Source organism: Pseudomonas sp. CBS (genome assembly GCF_024734645.1).
Lineage (GTDB): Bacteria > Pseudomonadota > Gammaproteobacteria > Pseudomonadales > Pseudomonadaceae > Aquipseudomonas.
Genome location: NZ_CP102929.1, coordinates 3,425,932 through 3,439,262, shown reverse-complemented (window position 1 = coordinate 3,439,262; position 13,331 = coordinate 3,425,932). Strand labels below are relative to the sequence as shown.

The 13,331-nt window shown below is 61.0% G+C and carries 15 protein-coding genes; 12 read left to right on the top strand and 3 right to left on the bottom strand.

Going from position 1 to position 13,331, the window contains the following annotated elements; translation table 11 throughout:
* Positions 1 to 61: 61 nt before the first annotated feature.
* The 5 genes from ribF (at position 62) to ispH (ending at position 5,944) form a co-directional block, all read left to right on the top strand.
* Positions 62 to 1,000, top strand: coding sequence for a bifunctional riboflavin kinase/FAD synthetase (gene ribF / locus NVB75_RS15640; RefSeq protein ID WP_076014011.1), 939 nt, complete (start codon positions 62 to 64; stop codon positions 998 to 1,000).
* A gap of 13 nt (positions 1,001 to 1,013) precedes the next feature.
* Positions 1,014 to 3,845: an isoleucine--tRNA ligase gene (ileS, locus tag NVB75_RS15635; protein WP_258348228.1), complete on the top strand. Its 2,832-nt coding sequence runs from the start codon at positions 1,014 to 1,016 to the stop codon at positions 3,843 to 3,845.
* The gene (lspA, locus tag NVB75_RS15630; protein WP_003215877.1) at positions 3,838 to 4,347 is read left to right on the top strand and encodes a signal peptidase II; all 510 of its coding nucleotides are present in this window, start codon (positions 3,838 to 3,840) and stop codon (positions 4,345 to 4,347) included. Before ileS ends, lspA begins: the two co-directional genes overlap by 8 nt.
* Positions 4,348 to 4,354: 7 nt before the next feature.
* On the top strand, positions 4,355 to 4,792 hold the full coding sequence (gene fkpB / locus NVB75_RS15625) for an FKBP-type peptidyl-prolyl cis-trans isomerase (protein WP_003215879.1): 438 nt from the start codon (positions 4,355 to 4,357) through the stop codon (positions 4,790 to 4,792).
* 204 nt (positions 4,793 to 4,996) lie between these two features.
* Positions 4,997 to 5,944, top strand: a complete 948-nt coding sequence (ispH, locus tag NVB75_RS15620) for a 4-hydroxy-3-methylbut-2-enyl diphosphate reductase (RefSeq protein ID WP_048724209.1) — start codon at positions 4,997 to 4,999, stop codon at positions 5,942 to 5,944.
* Here ispH and NVB75_RS15615 read toward each other — a convergent pair.
* Positions 5,898 to 6,479 carry a GspH/FimT family pseudopilin gene (locus NVB75_RS15615; protein WP_258348221.1) on the bottom strand — a complete coding sequence of 194 codons (582 nt, stop codon included), beginning with the start codon at positions 6,477 to 6,479 and terminating at the stop codon, positions 5,898 to 5,900. The two genes, ispH and NVB75_RS15615, sit on opposite strands and share 47 nt — an antisense overlap.
* A 218-nt stretch (positions 6,480 to 6,697) precedes the next feature.
* On the opposite strand from NVB75_RS15615, the gene pilV reads away from it, so the two are divergent.
* The 5 genes from pilV (at position 6,698) to thiO (ending at position 9,999) form a co-directional block, all read left to right on the top strand.
* Positions 6,698 to 7,174 (top strand): type IV pilus modification protein PilV, encoded by a 477-nt coding sequence (gene pilV, locus NVB75_RS15610; RefSeq protein WP_258348220.1) that lies wholly within the window; start codon positions 6,698 to 6,700, stop codon positions 7,172 to 7,174.
* Positions 7,171 to 7,878: a PilW family protein gene (locus NVB75_RS15605; RefSeq protein WP_258348214.1), complete on the top strand. Its 708-nt coding sequence runs from the start codon at positions 7,171 to 7,173 to the stop codon at positions 7,876 to 7,878. The genes pilV and NVB75_RS15605 overlap by 4 nt, the downstream gene beginning before the upstream one ends.
* A 7-nt stretch (positions 7,879 to 7,885) precedes the next feature.
* Positions 7,886 to 8,413, top strand: coding sequence for a PilX N-terminal domain-containing pilus assembly protein (locus NVB75_RS15600; RefSeq protein WP_258348212.1), 528 nt, complete (start codon positions 7,886 to 7,888; stop codon positions 8,411 to 8,413).
* 12 nt (positions 8,414 to 8,425) lie between these two features.
* A complete protein-coding gene (locus tag NVB75_RS15595; RefSeq protein WP_258348211.1) occupies positions 8,426 to 8,827 on the top strand; it encodes a type IV pilin protein in 402 nt (133 codons plus the stop codon).
* 62 nt (positions 8,828 to 8,889) lie between these two features.
* Positions 8,890 to 9,999, top strand: a complete 1,110-nt coding sequence (gene thiO / locus NVB75_RS15590; RefSeq protein WP_258348209.1) for a glycine oxidase ThiO — start codon at positions 8,890 to 8,892, stop codon at positions 9,997 to 9,999.
* Here the strand turns inward: thiO and NVB75_RS15585 are convergent.
* The gene (locus tag NVB75_RS15585; protein WP_076014003.1) at positions 9,986 to 10,219 is read right to left on the bottom strand and encodes a PP0621 family protein; all 234 of its coding nucleotides are present in this window, start codon (positions 10,217 to 10,219) and stop codon (positions 9,986 to 9,988) included. The two genes, thiO and NVB75_RS15585, sit on opposite strands and share 14 nt — an antisense overlap.
* Before the next feature lie 124 nt (positions 10,220 to 10,343).
* Positions 10,344 to 11,369 carry an outer membrane protein assembly factor BamD gene (locus NVB75_RS15580; RefSeq protein ID WP_258348207.1) on the bottom strand — a complete coding sequence of 342 codons (1,026 nt, stop codon included), beginning with the start codon at positions 11,367 to 11,369 and terminating at the stop codon, positions 10,344 to 10,346.
* Between the two features lie 149 nt (positions 11,370 to 11,518).
* Here NVB75_RS15580 and rluD point away from each other — a divergent pair, with 149 nt between their 5' ends.
* Positions 11,519 to 12,481 carry a 23S rRNA pseudouridine(1911/1915/1917) synthase RluD gene (rluD, locus tag NVB75_RS15575; RefSeq protein ID WP_003215899.1) on the top strand — a complete coding sequence of 321 codons (963 nt, stop codon included), beginning with the start codon at positions 11,519 to 11,521 and terminating at the stop codon, positions 12,479 to 12,481.
* Complete coding sequence (pgeF, locus tag NVB75_RS15570) at positions 12,478 to 13,203, top strand: peptidoglycan editing factor PgeF (RefSeq protein WP_258348201.1); 726 nt, start codon at positions 12,478 to 12,480, stop codon at positions 13,201 to 13,203. The genes rluD and pgeF overlap by 4 nt, the downstream gene beginning before the upstream one ends.
* Positions 13,204 to 13,331 lie beyond the last annotated feature (128 nt).

The window sequence follows — 13,331 nt, the reverse complement described above, 5'->3', positions numbered from 1 at the left end:
TGCCTGTCGTCCGGGGCCGGGTGTGGTTATAATCGACCACTTTATGAGCAAGAAGCGCGTTATGCAGCTGGTTCGAGGTCTCCACAACCTGCGCCCCCAGCATCGGGGCTGCGTCGCCACTATTGGCAACTTTGACGGTGTTCACCGTGGCCACCAGGCTATCCTGGCCCGCCTGCGTGAGCGTGCGGTTGAGTTGGGCGTGCCCAGCTGCGTGGTGATTTTTGAACCACAGCCGCGCGAATTCTTTACCCCGGAGACGGCGCCGGCGCGTCTGGCCCGTCTGCGGGACAAGCTGCAACTGCTGGCTGAAGAAGGCGTGGACCGCGTCCTCTGCCTGGCTTTCAACCAGCGCTTGCGCAGCCTCAGCGCCGCCGAGTTTGTCGACCGTATCCTGGTGGACGGCCTGGGCGTGCAGCACCTGGAGGTCGGTGACGACTTCCGTTTCGGTTGCGACCGGGTAGGGGATTTCGATTTCCTGCAACAGGCCGGCGTTACCCAGGGTTTTACCGTCGAAGCCGCGCAAACCGTCGAACTGGACGGCCTGCGCGTGAGCAGTACCCAGGTGCGTAACGCCCTGGCCGCTGCCGACTTCGCCTTGGCCGAGCGTTTGCTCGGTCGCCCGTTCCGGATTGCCGGGCGGGTCCTGCACGGCCAGAAGCTGGCGCGCCAACTGGGCACGCCAACCGCCAACGTGCAGCTCAAGCGCCGTCGTGTGCCACTGACCGGGGTTTACCTGGTGAGTGTCGACATCGACGGCCAATCGTGGCCCGGAGTCGCCAACATAGGTGTCAGGCCCACGGTTGCAGGTGATGGCAAAGCCCACCTGGAAGTTCACCTTTTGGATTTTGCCGGTGATTTGTATGACCGGCGTTTGACGGTGGCTTTCCACCAAAAGCTGCGTGAAGAGCAGCGTTTCGCCTCCCTGGAGGCGTTGAAAACGGCGATCAATGCGGATGTCGCCGCCGCCCGTGCACTAGCCGCACCTAGCGCCCATCGCTAATGAAGAGCCTTAAATGACCGACTATAAAGCCACGCTAAACCTTCCGGACACCGCCTTCCCAATGAAGGCCGGCCTGCCACAGCGCGAACCGCAGATCCTGCAGCGCTGGGACAGTATTGGCCTGTACGGAAAGTTGCGCGAGATTGGCAAGGATCGTCCGAAATTCGTCCTGCACGACGGCCCTCCTTATGCCAACGGCACGATTCACATCGGTCATGCACTGAACAAGATTCTCAAGGACATGATCATCCGCTCGAAAACCCTTTCGGGCTTCGACGCGCCTTATGTCCCGGGCTGGGACTGCCACGGCCTGCCGATTGAACACAAGGTCGAAGTGACCTACGGCAAGAACCTGGGCGCGGATAAAACCCGCGAACTGTGCCGTGCCTACGCCACCGAGCAGATCGAAGGGCAGAAGTCCGAATTCATCCGCCTGGGTGTGTTGGGCGACTGGGCCAACCCGTACAAGACCATGAACTTCAAGAACGAGGCCGGTGAAATCCGCGCCTTGGCCGAGATCGTCAAGGGCGGTTTCGTGTTCAAGGGCCTCAAGCCCGTGAACTGGTGCTTCGATTGCGGCTCGGCCCTGGCTGAAGCCGAAGTCGAGTACGAAGACAAAAAGTCCTCGACCATCGACGTCGCGTTCCCGATCGCCGACGAAGCCAAACTGGCTGAAGCCTTCGGCCTGGCGAGCCTGGCCAAGCCAGCCTCCATTGTGATCTGGACCACCACCCCGTGGACCATCCCGGCCAACCAGGCGCTGAACGTGCACCCGGAATTCACCTACGCCCTGGTGGACGTCGGTGACAAGCTGCTGGTGCTGGCTGAAGAGCTGGTGGAGGCGTGCCTGGCCCGCTACAACCTGCAAGGCTCGGTGATCGCGACCACCACCGGCTCCGCGCTGGAGCTGATCAACTTCCGTCACCCGTTCTACGACCGTCTGTCGCCAATCTACCTGGCCGAGTACGTCGAACTGGGCGCCGGCACCGGCGTGGTTCACTGCTCGCCTGCCTATGGCGTAGACGACTTCGTGATCTGCAAGCAGTACGGCCTGGTCAACGACGACATCATCAATCCAGTGCAAAGCAACGGCGTGTACGTGCCGTCCCTGGAATTCTTCGGCGGCCAGTTCATCTTCAAGGCCAACCCGGCGATCGTCGACAAGCTGGCTGAAGTCGGTGCGCTGCTGCACACCGAAACCATCACCCACAGCTACATGCACTGCTGGCGTCACAAGACCCCGCTGATCTACCGCGCCACTGCGCAGTGGTTTATCGGTATGGACAAAGAGCCGACCAGCGGCGAAACCCTGCGCAAGCGTGCGATCAAGGCGATCGAAGACACCAAGTTCGTTCCGGCCTGGGGTCAGGCGCGCCTGCACTCGATGATCGCCAACCGTCCGGACTGGTGCATCTCCCGCCAGCGTAACTGGGGCGTGCCGATCCCGTTCTTCCTGAACAAGGAAAGCGGCGAGCTGCATCCACGTACCGTCGAGCTGATGGAAGTGGTGGCCCAGCGTGTTGAACAAGAGGGCATCGAAGCCTGGTTCAAACTGGACGCCGCCGAGCTGTTGGGCGACGAAGCGCCGCTGTACGACAAGATCAGCGACACCCTCGACGTCTGGTTCGACTCCGGTACCACTCACTGGCACGTATTGCGCGGTTCGCACCCGATGGGCCACGAGACCGGCCCGCGCGCCGATCTGTACTTGGAAGGTTCCGACCAACACCGTGGCTGGTTCCACTCCTCGTTGCTGACCGGCTGCGCGATCGACGATCACGCCCCGTACCGCGAGCTGCTGACCCACGGTTTCACCGTCGACGAGAACGGTCGCAAGATGTCCAAGTCCCTGGGCAACGTGATCGCGCCGCAAAAGGTCAACGACACCCTGGGCGCCGACATCATGCGCCTGTGGGTTGCCTCTACCGATTATTCGGGCGAGATGGCCGTGTCCGAGCAGATTCTGCAGCGCAGCGCCGATGCCTATCGCCGGATCCGTAATACCGCACGTTTCATGCTGTCGAACCTGACCGGTTTCAACCCGGCCACCGACATCCTGCCGGCCGAGGAAATGCTCGCCCTGGACCGTTGGGCCGTGGACCGTACCCTGTTGCTGCAGCGCGAGCTGCAAGAGCACTACGGCGAATACCGCTTCTGGAACGTCTACTCGAAGATCCACAACTTCTGCGTGCAGGAGCTGGGTGGTTTCTACCTCGACATCATCAAGGACCGCCAGTACACCACCGGCGCCAACAGCAAGGCCCGCCGTTCGGCGCAAACCGCGCTGTACCACATCTCTGAAGCGCTGGTGCGCTGGATTGCCCCGATCCTGGCGTTCACCGCCGACGAGTTCTGGGAATACCTGCCGGGCGAGCGTAACGAGTCCGTGATGCTCAACACCTGGTACGAAGGCCTGACCGAATTGCCGGCCGACTTCGAACTGGGCCGCGAGTATTGGGAAGGCGTGATGGCCGTCAAGGTTGCCGTGAACAAGGAACTGGAAGTGCAGCGCGCGGCGAAGGCCGTTGGCGGCAACTTGCAGGCCGAAGTCACGCTGTTTGCCGAGGAAGGCCTGACCGCTGACCTGGCCAAGCTGAGCAACGAACTGCGCTTTGTCTTGATCACCTCGACTGCCAGCCTGGCGCCGTTTGCCCAAGCGCCTGCGGATGCCGTCGCGACCGAAGTCCCGGGCCTCAAGCTCAAAGTGGTCAAGTCGTCCTTCGCCAAATGCGCCCGTTGCTGGCACTGTCGTGAAGATGTCGGCGTGAACCCTGAGCATCCGGAAATCTGCGGTCGTTGCGTCGACAACATTTCTGGCGCTGGCGAGGTTCGTCACTATGCCTGAAGCCAGTCGTTTTGGACGCCTGGGCTTGCTCGTGTTGAGCGTGCTGGTGCTGGTCATTGACCAGCTCAGCAAGGCTCACTTCGAAGGCGCCCTGGAGATGTACCAGCAGATCGTGGTGATTCCCGACTACTTCAGCTGGACCCTGGCCTACAACACCGGCGCTGCGTTCAGCTTCCTGGCTGACAGCTCCGGCTGGCAGCGCTGGCTGTTTGCCCTGATCGCCGTAGTGGTCAGTGCGGTGCTGGTGGTTTGGCTCAAGCGCCTGGGGCGCAATGACACCTGGCTGGCCGTCGCTTTGGCGCTGGTGCTGGGTGGTGCATTGGGCAACTTGTACGACCGCATTGCCCTGGGCCATGTGATCGACTTTATTCTGGTGCATTGGCAGAACCGCTGGTACTTCCCGGCGTTCAACTTTGCCGACAGCGCCATCACCGTCGGTGCAATCATGCTGGCGTTGGATATGTTCAAAAGCAAGAAAACCGGAGAGACCGTTCATGACTGAACAGGTATTGGCTGAGCAACGCATCGGCCAGAACACGGAAGTCACCTTGCATTTCGCATTGCGCCTGGAGAATGGCGACACGGTCGACAGCACCTTCGACAAGGCCCCGGCGACCTTCAAGGTCGGCGACGGCAACCTGCTGCCGGGTTTCGAAGCGGCACTGTTCGGCTTCAAGGCCGGCGACAAGCGCAACCTGCAGATCCTGCCGGAAAACGCCTTTGGCCAGCCCAACCCGCAAAACGTGCAGATCATTCCGCGCTCGCAGTTCCAGGACATGGAACTGTCGGAAGGCTTGCTGGTGATCTTCAACGATGCGGCGAATACCGAACTGCCGGGTGTGGTGAAAGCTTTTGATGACGCGCAAGTGACCATCGACTTCAACCACCCGTTGGCCGGGAAAACCTTGACCTTTGATGTCGAAATCATCGACGTTAAAGCGCTGTAACTAACGAAATCGGCCTACTGTAGGAGCGAGCGTGTTGTGGCGAGGGAGCTTGCTCCCGTTGGAGTGCGTAGCACTCCCAAACGGTTCGTCGAGATACACCTGATGTGTCTCGATTGCCCAGGTTGGGGCTGCTTCGCAGCCCAGCGGGAGCAAGCTCCCTCGCCACACAAGCTCGCTCCTACAGGGCAAGACACGAGGCACAGCATGCAAATCAAACTCGCCAACCCCCGTGGCTTCTGCGCCGGCGTGGACCGGGCGATTGAAATCGTCAACCGCGCCCTGGAAGTCTTCGGGCCGCCGATTTATGTGCGCCATGAAGTCGTCCACAACAAGTTCGTGGTCGAAGACCTGCGCAGCCGCGGGGCCATCTTCGTTGAAGAACTGGACCAAGTGCCGGACGACGTTATCGTTATCTTCAGCGCCCACGGCGTTTCCCAGGCCGTGCGCACCGAAGCCGCAGGCCGTGGCCTGAAAGTGTTCGACGCCACCTGCCCGCTGGTGACCAAGGTGCACATCGAGGTCGCGCGCTACAGCCGTGATGGTCGTGAATGCATCCTGATTGGCCACGCCGGTCACCCGGAAGTCGAAGGCACCATGGGCCAGTACGACGCCAGCAATGGCGGCGCGATCTACCTGGTGGAAGACGAAAAAGACGTCGCTGCGTTGCAGGTGCACAACCCTGAAAAGCTGGCCTTCGTTACCCAGACCACCCTGTCCATGGACGACACCAGCCGCGTCATCGATGCGCTGCGTACGCGCTTCCCCGCGATTGGCGGGCCGCGCAAGGACGACATCTGCTACGCCACGCAAAACCGTCAGGATGCAGTCAAGCAATTGGCCGACGAATGCGACGTGGTGCTGGTGGTGGGCAGCCCCAACAGCTCCAACTCCAACCGTTTGCGTGAGCTGGCCGAGCGCATGGCCACTCCGGCCTATTTGATCGATGGTGCCGAAGACATGCAGCGCAGCTGGTTCGATGGCGTCGAGCGCATCGGCATCACGGCGGGTGCCTCGGCCCCGGAAGTGCTGGTTCGCGGCGTTATTCAGCAACTGCAGGCCTGGGGCGCCACAGGCGCTGATGAGCTGGCTGGCCGTGAAGAGAACATCACTTTCTCCATGCCCAAGGAGCTGCGGGTTCGCTCGCTGCTCTGAGTCCCAAGGCGCCGGCGTAGCCCCGGCACAGCGCCTGCTCGGTTTTGTTACTGCGCAGGCTGATGCGGCCGCTGGCGGCCAGCACGACTTGATATAGGCTCAGTTGCTGGTCCGTCGCGCACACGTGAACGGTGCCGGCGCTGAAAGCCCCTGCCGACAGCAGCGGTTCACCCAGGCCGCTGAAGCGTATCTGGGTTCTCACTGGCGTATTCCCTACAATCGGTATCTGGCCACTGTCCTGGCGCTCCAGCAGCACCGGGTTTTTATCGTCCAGATGGCCGCGGCCGTTCAGGTCCAGTACCACCCTCCATCCCCGGCTCCAGTCATCCTCCAGTGCATGGATAACCACCGTGCGGTTGCGCGCGATGGCTTCCGTGCGGGCGTAACGCACCCCGCCGGCGAGTGATTCGGCGGCGCTCTGGCGACGTTGCGATTCAAGCAGCCCCTTGAGACTCGGCACTGCCAGATTGGCCAGGATGCCGCTCAGGAACAGGCCCAGAACCAGCTCAATCAGAGAGAAACCTCGTTGTTTCATGTGCCGTCCCTCCGTGGACGCGGTGTGCTTTTTTAGTGGATGCCGAGTGGCAGACTTAGTTATAGCGGCCAGTCCGGCGTGGCGAATGATGGCCATCCTGTCCAAAGTATTTCGCTTTGTTCCCGGGTGCGGCGCTCAGGCAAGACCGGCGCTAGTCTTGCGTCGCACGGCAGATTTTCCGCTGCCTTTGATGACCTTCGACACGGATGACGATGGTAATGAACGCTTGCTCCGTAACACCTAGCCCCCAACCGACCCAGGCCGGGATGACCCTGATCGAGGTCCTGGTATCTGTGCTGATCCTCGCCGTCGGCCTGCTGGGGGCTGCGGTGATTCAGCTCAATGCGCTGAAATACACCGACAGTTCCAGGATGACCAGTCAGGCCAGTTTCATCGCTTACGACATGCTCGACCGCATCCGCGCCAACTCAGGCGCCGATTATTCGTGGGGGCAGAGTGAGTACGCGCCCTCCAGCACTTCGGTCGCGAGTGTCCGTGATCTGGACCTGCACGATTTTGAAGCCAACATCGCAGGATTTGCGGGGGAGAGCGCCAAGGGTTCGGTTGCGGTCAGTCAGCGAGAGGTGACCATCAGCATCAGTTGGGACGACTCCCGTGGAGCCAAGGCTCAAGGCGCCCGGGAAACGTTCACCCTGACCAGCCGGGTCGCCGTCGACCCGAGGGGGTTGCCATGACCGGCTTTGCTCGCGGTTTCAGCCTGGTGGAGTTGCTGCTTGCATTGGCCCTCGGCCTGCTGCTGATCATGGGGGTGACCCAGATTGCGCTCAGCTCCCGTACCACTCATGCCAGCCAGCGCGCGGCTTCGTTGTTGCAGGATGATGCGCGGTTTGTCCTGGGAAAACTGATTCAGGAAATACGCCAGGCAGGCATGTTTGGTTGCCTGTCCACCGCATCAATCAGCAACGCTCCCGCAGGGTTCGACCGCCCCATCGGTTGGAGCTCTACCGGCAATTCTCGGTCCCTGACGCTGGTGACCGCTGACGTCGGAGAGGGTGGCAGCAAGCCTGACTGGACAGTGCTTTCCGATTGCACCGGTTTTGCCCACGCTTTTGGGGGAGGCCCTCCGGCACCCGCGCCCGGGCAGATCCGCTTTCCATTGCGCAAGCTGACTTACACCTTCGAGGGTGGGCAGCTAAAGCTCAGCACGTTGGCAGCCCCGAGCAAGGCGGTACTGGTGGATAACGTGGGCGCTTTCGATATCAGTTTCGGGGTGGCCGGGAAGGCGGGCTCAACGGTTGTCACCCGATATGACCCTAGCCCCGGCGACGAATCGCTTATACGCAGCGTTCGGATTCTGCTGACGCTTCAGGACCCAAATGGGCTCGTGAAAGACCAGACCTACAGCGTTGTAGCGGCGCTACGTAATCGTCTGGAGTAGCTTGCCCATGGGTTATTACCGCTCTCGTTCGAGGCAGGCTGGCATGGTTTTGCTGATCAGCCTGATATTCCTGCTGTCGTTGGCGCTCCTCGGGTTGTCTTCGATGCAGGGAGCAATCTCGCAAGAAAAAATGACCGGCAGCGTTCGACAACGCAACCAGTCGTTTCAGCTGGCCGAAAGCGGTCTCAGGCTTGGAGAGTCTGTGGTGCAGGCGCCTGGTTTTGGCTTGCGTCCTTGTCACTCGAATGCTGCGTGTGCGCCACCTCCCGAGTCGGTTTCGGTAGTGGGACCCGGGACGAACCCTGTGTCGGCTGTCACCTGGGTGGGGATGAAAGATGGCGTTTACGGTATTCAAAATCTTGGGCCGGGGATGGGCTTGGCTCATCTCCCGGCAGAGACCCAAGCCACCCTCTATCGAGTGACTTCGGTGGGGATCAGCGGTCATTCGCGTTCCGTCCTGGAGACGGTGTATGCGCGTGTGGGCAGCGGCGCCGGTGAGCGTTTTCGACGAATCATGTGGCGACAACTTCAGTAGGTGAGCGGCACGATGAGCAAGGATTGCACGGGTTTCACCCTGATCGAATTATTGATCGCCGTGGCGATCATCGGCCTTCTGGTTGGCGTCGCCTATCCCGGCTATACGAGCCATATGAAAAAGGTCTATCGCGCCGAAATTGCCGGGTTGCTGAGCGAGCAAGCCCAGCACCTTGAGCGTTATTACGCGAGGAACGGCACTTTTATTGATGCGACTGGCGTCATCACCGGCAATGATCGCTATAGAATCACCCCTGCATTGAACCCTCAGGATTTCGTTCTGCTTGCCATGCCCGCAACTGATTCGGTGATGGCGGGCGATCCCTGTGCAGCCTTCAGCCTGACCAGTGCCGGTGCGCGAAGCAATCCGGGCGCTGCGCCTGAAATGACGCGCAAGGCGTGCTGGGGGCAATGATGAGGAAGCTGGACGATTGGGCGCCGGGCGTGCCTTTTTCTTTTTATCGGCTGGATCGAACAATGGCTAAGCAGCAGCAAGTAGTGGTTGTGGGTGGCGGGGTAATTGGCTTGTTGACGGCGTTCAACCTGGCGACCCAGGGGCAGGCGGTTGTGCTGCTGGATCGCTCCGCGGTCGGGCAGGAGTCTTCCTGGGCGGGTGGTGGCATCGTTTCCCCGCTGTACCCATGGCGCTATAGCCCGGCGGTGACTGCTTTGGCGCATTGGTCCCAGGATTTCTACCCGCAACTGGCAGAGCGTCTGTTCGCCGCTACGGGAGTTGATCCGGAAGTTCACACCACCGGCCTGTATTGGCTGGACCTGGACGATGAGGCCGAGGCGCTTGCCTGGGCGGCGCGCGAAGGGCGCCCACTGAGCAAGGTGGATGTTTCTGCGGCCCATGACGCTGTGCCGGTGCTGGGTGCCGGGTTTACCCAGGCGATCTATATGGCGGATGTGGCCAATGTGCGTAATCCGCGGTTGGTCAAATCCCTCAAGGCGGCCTTGCTGGCCCTGCCGGGCGTGACGATTCACGAGCAGTGCGCGGTTGAAGGGTTTATTCAGGAGGGCGGCAAGGTTGTCGGGGTGAATACGGCTCTTGGGCCGATCCGTGGCGATCAGGTAGTGCTCGCTGCCGGGGCCTGGAGCGGTGAATTGCTGGGTAGCCTGGGGCTGGCATTGCCTGTTGAGCCGGTCAAGGGGCAGATGATCTTGTACAAATGCGCGTCGGACTTCCTGTCGTGCATGGTCCTGGCCAAGGGGCGTTATGCGATTCCCCGGCGAGACGGTCACATCCTGATCGGCAGTACGCTGGAGCATGAGGGGTTCGACAAGACGCCCACCGATTCCGCACTGGAAAGCCTGAAAGCCTCTGCTGTAGAGCTGATTCCTGCCCTGGCCGATGCCGAGGTGGTGGGGCATTGGGCCGGCTTGCGGCCCGGGTCGCCGGAAGGCATTCCCTATATCGGCCAGGTGCCAGGGTTTGACGGGCTATGGCTCAATTGCGGGCATTACCGCAATGGCCTGGTGCTGGCGCCGGCGTCCTGTCAGTTGTTTGCCGATTTGTTGCTGGAGCATAAGCCGATCATTGATCCGAAGCCCTACGCGCCGGCAGGCCGGATCAACGCTGGATAGCCTTCGGGCCCTGCTCCAGATGCGCCTGGGTGCAATACCACTCCTGGCGCAGGCTCAAGGCTCGATCCTGTGGCAGATGAAGGCCGCAGTGAGCGCAACGAACCATTTGGATGGTGCCTTGCTCGCTGGGCCGCTGCTGTTTGGCGGCCGGGCTTTTGAATTTGCGCCAAATCCATACCGCGGCAGCAATAACGGCAATCCAGAACAGTAGACGAACCATGGTGGGCAGCTTCTCGACAAGTAATGCGCCAGTTTAGCCAAGGACGTGATGGGCGCACAGCGCAATTATGCAGCGCAATAAAAAAGGGAGCTCAAGAGCTCCCTTTTTGCATCGCGGCGAACAATCAGTCAAAGATACCGAAGGTCATGTAGCTGAACCACGAGCGATCTTCGTTGTTGCCCAGGGCTTGAGGCCCTTGCTCTTCGATGATATCGCCGTTTTCGTCACGCGGCTTGAGGTCCGATGGGATCGAATCCTTGGCGTCCTGGTATTGCTTGATGATGTCCTGGTTGGCGCGGGTTTCGCCCGGCGGCAGCGGTGGACGGGACTCGATCAGGCCCAGGGTGTATTTGCTCAACCACGAGCGGTTGTCGGCCTCGGCAACCTGCGGTACGAACTGGCCGTCCTTCAGGCTTGGGTGATCCGGGTAGTTGAGCTTCAGGGTTTCCAGGCTGGTGGCCGCCAGGGCGTCCAGGTGCAGGCGCTGGTAAGCCTCGGTCATCACGGCCAGGCCGTCACCCACGGATGGGGTTTCCTGGAAGTTTTCCACTACATAGCGGCCACGGTTCGCGGCAGCGACGTACGCCTGACGGGTCAGGTAGTAGTGGGCTACGTGGATCTCGTAGGAAGCCAGCAGGTTGCGCAGGTAGATCATGCGCTGCTTGGCGTCCGGCGCGTAGCGGCTGTTGGGGTAGCGGCTGGTCAGCTGGGCGAACTCGTTGTAGGAGTCGCGTGCAGCACCCGGGTCACGCTGGGTCATGTCCAGCGGCAGGAAGCGCGCCAGCAGGCCCACGTCCTGGTCAAACGAGGTCAGGCCCTTGAGGTAGTAGGCGTAGTCCACGTTCGGATGTTGTGGGTGCAGGCGGATAAAACGCTCGGCGGCGGACTTGGCAGCTTCCGGCTCGGCGTTCTTGTAGTTGGCGTAGATCAGCTCGAGCTGGGCCTGGTCGGCGTAACGCCCGAACGGATACCGCGACTCCAGTGCCTTCAGCTTTGCCGTGGCGCTGGTGTAGCTGTGGTTGTTCAGGTCGGTCTGAGCTTGTTGGTACAGCTCGACCTCGCTCAGGTTTTCGTCGACGACTTCCTTTGTTGACGAGCAAGCAGCAGTCATGGCGAGGATGGCGATCAGCAGCAGGTGTTTCACTTGCATGGCGGCTTGCGTCCCTATGACGGCCGCTGTCTTGGGCGGGGCCGTCCTGTTATGATGAGCGCCCCTTGGAAAGCCTCGGGGCAAAAGACGCCGTATTTAACCACAAGCGCGCAGCCGAAACCAAAGGCTGTGCCACGCCTAGTCTGAGCATGTCCGATAAAATTGAACTTCGCGCAGAGGTGCCGTCCGAATTGGGCGGCCAACGCCTCGATCAAGTCGCCGCACAATTATTCGCTGAGCACTCGCGCTCGCGCCTTTCCGCCTGGATCAAAGACGGCCGCCTGACTGTGGATGGAGCGGTTATCCGCCCGCGAGACATAGTCCATGGTGGTGCGATTCTTGAGCTGACTGCCGAGCAGGAAGCCCAGGGAGAATGGATCGCCCAGGACATTGAACTGGACATCGTCTATGAAGACGACGACATCCTGGTGATCAATAAACCCGCAGGCCTGGTGGTTCACCCGGCCGCCGGGCACGCTGACGGCACCCTGCTCAATGCCTTGCTGCACCACGTGCCGGACATCATCAATGTCCCGCGTTGCGGCATCGTGCACCGTCTGGACAAGGACACCACCGGCCTTATGGTGGTGGCCAAGACCATTCAGGCGCAGACGCAGTTGGTCACACAACTGCAGAGCCGCAGCGTCAGCCGCATCTATGAATGCATCGTGATCGGCGTGGTAACCGCAGGTGGCAAAATCAATGCCCCCATCGGTCGCCACGGCCAGCAGCGCCAGCGCATGGCGGTGATGGAAGGCGGCAAGCAAGCTGTCAGCCACTACCGCGTGCTCGAGCGTTTCCGCTCCCACACCCACGTGCGAGTCAAGCTGGAAACCGGTCGTACCCACCAGATTCGGGTACACATGGCGCACATCAACTTCCCGTTGGTCGGAGATCCGGCCTACGGTGGCCGCTTCCGTATTCCGCCGGCAGCCAGTGCAACCATGGTTGATTCGCTGAAAACCTTCCCGCGCCAGGCACTGCATGCACGCTTCCTGGAACTGGATCATCCGACGAGCGGTAAGCGGATGAGCTGGGAATCGCCACTTCCAGACGATTTTGTCTGGCTGCTGTCGTTGCTCAAGCAGGACCGCGAGGCGTTTATCGGATGAGTGACTGGCTGATTCCTGACTGGCCCGCGCCGGCCGGGGTGAAAGCCTGCATTACCACCCGTGCGGGCGGCGTCAGTGTGGCGCCGTTCGACAGCCTCAATCTCGGCGATCACGTTGAGGACAGCCTTGAGGCCGTTCTCGAAAATCGTCGGCGCCTCACCGATGCTTTCAATATCCAGCCGGCCTGGCTGCGTCAGGTTCACGGCGTGGTTGTGGTTGAGGCTGATCCTGGCCGAACTGCCGAAGCCGATGGCAGTTGGACCAGCACCCCAGGCATTGCTTGCACATCAATGACGGCTGACTGCCTGCCTGCCTTGTTTTGCAATCGCGCCGGCACCCGCGTCGCGGCTGCCCATGCCGGTTGGCGTGGCCTGGCTGCGGGTGTCCTGGAAGCCGCTTTCGAAAGCCTGGATGCCGAACCTGGTGAAGTGCTGGTTTGGCTGGGCCCGGCCATCGGCCCGCAAGCCTTTGAAGTGGGCCCGGAAGTGCGTGAAGCCTTTATGCAGCAACTTCCGGAAACGATTGAGGCGTTCGTCCCCAGTCAGAACCCGGGCAAGTTCATGGCCGACATTTACCAATTGGCCCGCCTGCGCCTTGCAGCCCGCGGCGTCACGGCCGTGTACGGTGGCGGCTTCTGCACCGTGACCGATCCCCGTTTCTATTCCTACCGTCGCAGCCCGCGCACCGGTCGGTTTGCCTCCCTTATCTGGCTGGAACGCTAGACTCTCCTGACCTGCGTCAACTATCCGTAGCTTGAATCTTCCAGAATCCACCCCATCTATAGGGGTATCTGGCAGGTTTCTTCATTCAGGATGTGTTTGTTCATAGCTCCGGCCTGCTCAAAAGGAAG

Bases quoted from the DNA above. Each gene is read 5' to 3' on its own strand.
- ribF (WP_076014011.1), top strand. From the start codon at position 62: ATGCAGCTGGTTCGAGGTCTCCACAACCTGCGCCCCCAGCATCGGGGC.
- ileS (WP_258348228.1), top strand. From the start codon at position 1,014: ATGACCGACTATAAAGCCACGCTAAACCTTCCGGACACCGCCTTCCCA.
- lspA (WP_003215877.1), top strand. From the start codon at position 3,838: ATGCCTGAAGCCAGTCGTTTTGGACGCCTGGGCTTGCTCGTGTTGAGC.
- ispH (WP_048724209.1), top strand. From the start codon at position 4,997: ATGCAAATCAAACTCGCCAACCCCCGTGGCTTCTGCGCCGGCGTGGAC.
- NVB75_RS15615 (WP_258348221.1), bottom strand. From the start codon at position 6,479: ATGAAACAACGAGGTTTCTCTCTGATTGAGCTGGTTCTGGGCCTGTTC.
- pilV (WP_258348220.1), top strand. From the start codon at position 6,698: ATGAACGCTTGCTCCGTAACACCTAGCCCCCAACCGACCCAGGCCGGG.
- NVB75_RS15605 (WP_258348214.1), top strand. From the start codon at position 7,171: ATGACCGGCTTTGCTCGCGGTTTCAGCCTGGTGGAGTTGCTGCTTGCA.
- NVB75_RS15600 (WP_258348212.1), top strand. From the start codon at position 7,886: ATGGGTTATTACCGCTCTCGTTCGAGGCAGGCTGGCATGGTTTTGCTG.
- NVB75_RS15595 (WP_258348211.1), top strand. From the start codon at position 8,426: ATGAGCAAGGATTGCACGGGTTTCACCCTGATCGAATTATTGATCGCC.
- thiO (WP_258348209.1), top strand. From the start codon at position 8,890: ATGGCTAAGCAGCAGCAAGTAGTGGTTGTGGGTGGCGGGGTAATTGGC.
- NVB75_RS15585 (WP_076014003.1), bottom strand. From the start codon at position 10,219: ATGGTTCGTCTACTGTTCTGGATTGCCGTTATTGCTGCCGCGGTATGG.
- NVB75_RS15580 (WP_258348207.1), bottom strand. From the start codon at position 11,369: ATGCAAGTGAAACACCTGCTGCTGATCGCCATCCTCGCCATGACTGCT.
- rluD (WP_003215899.1), top strand. From the start codon at position 11,519: ATGTCCGATAAAATTGAACTTCGCGCAGAGGTGCCGTCCGAATTGGGC.
- pgeF (WP_258348201.1), top strand. From the start codon at position 12,478: ATGAGTGACTGGCTGATTCCTGACTGGCCCGCGCCGGCCGGGGTGAAA.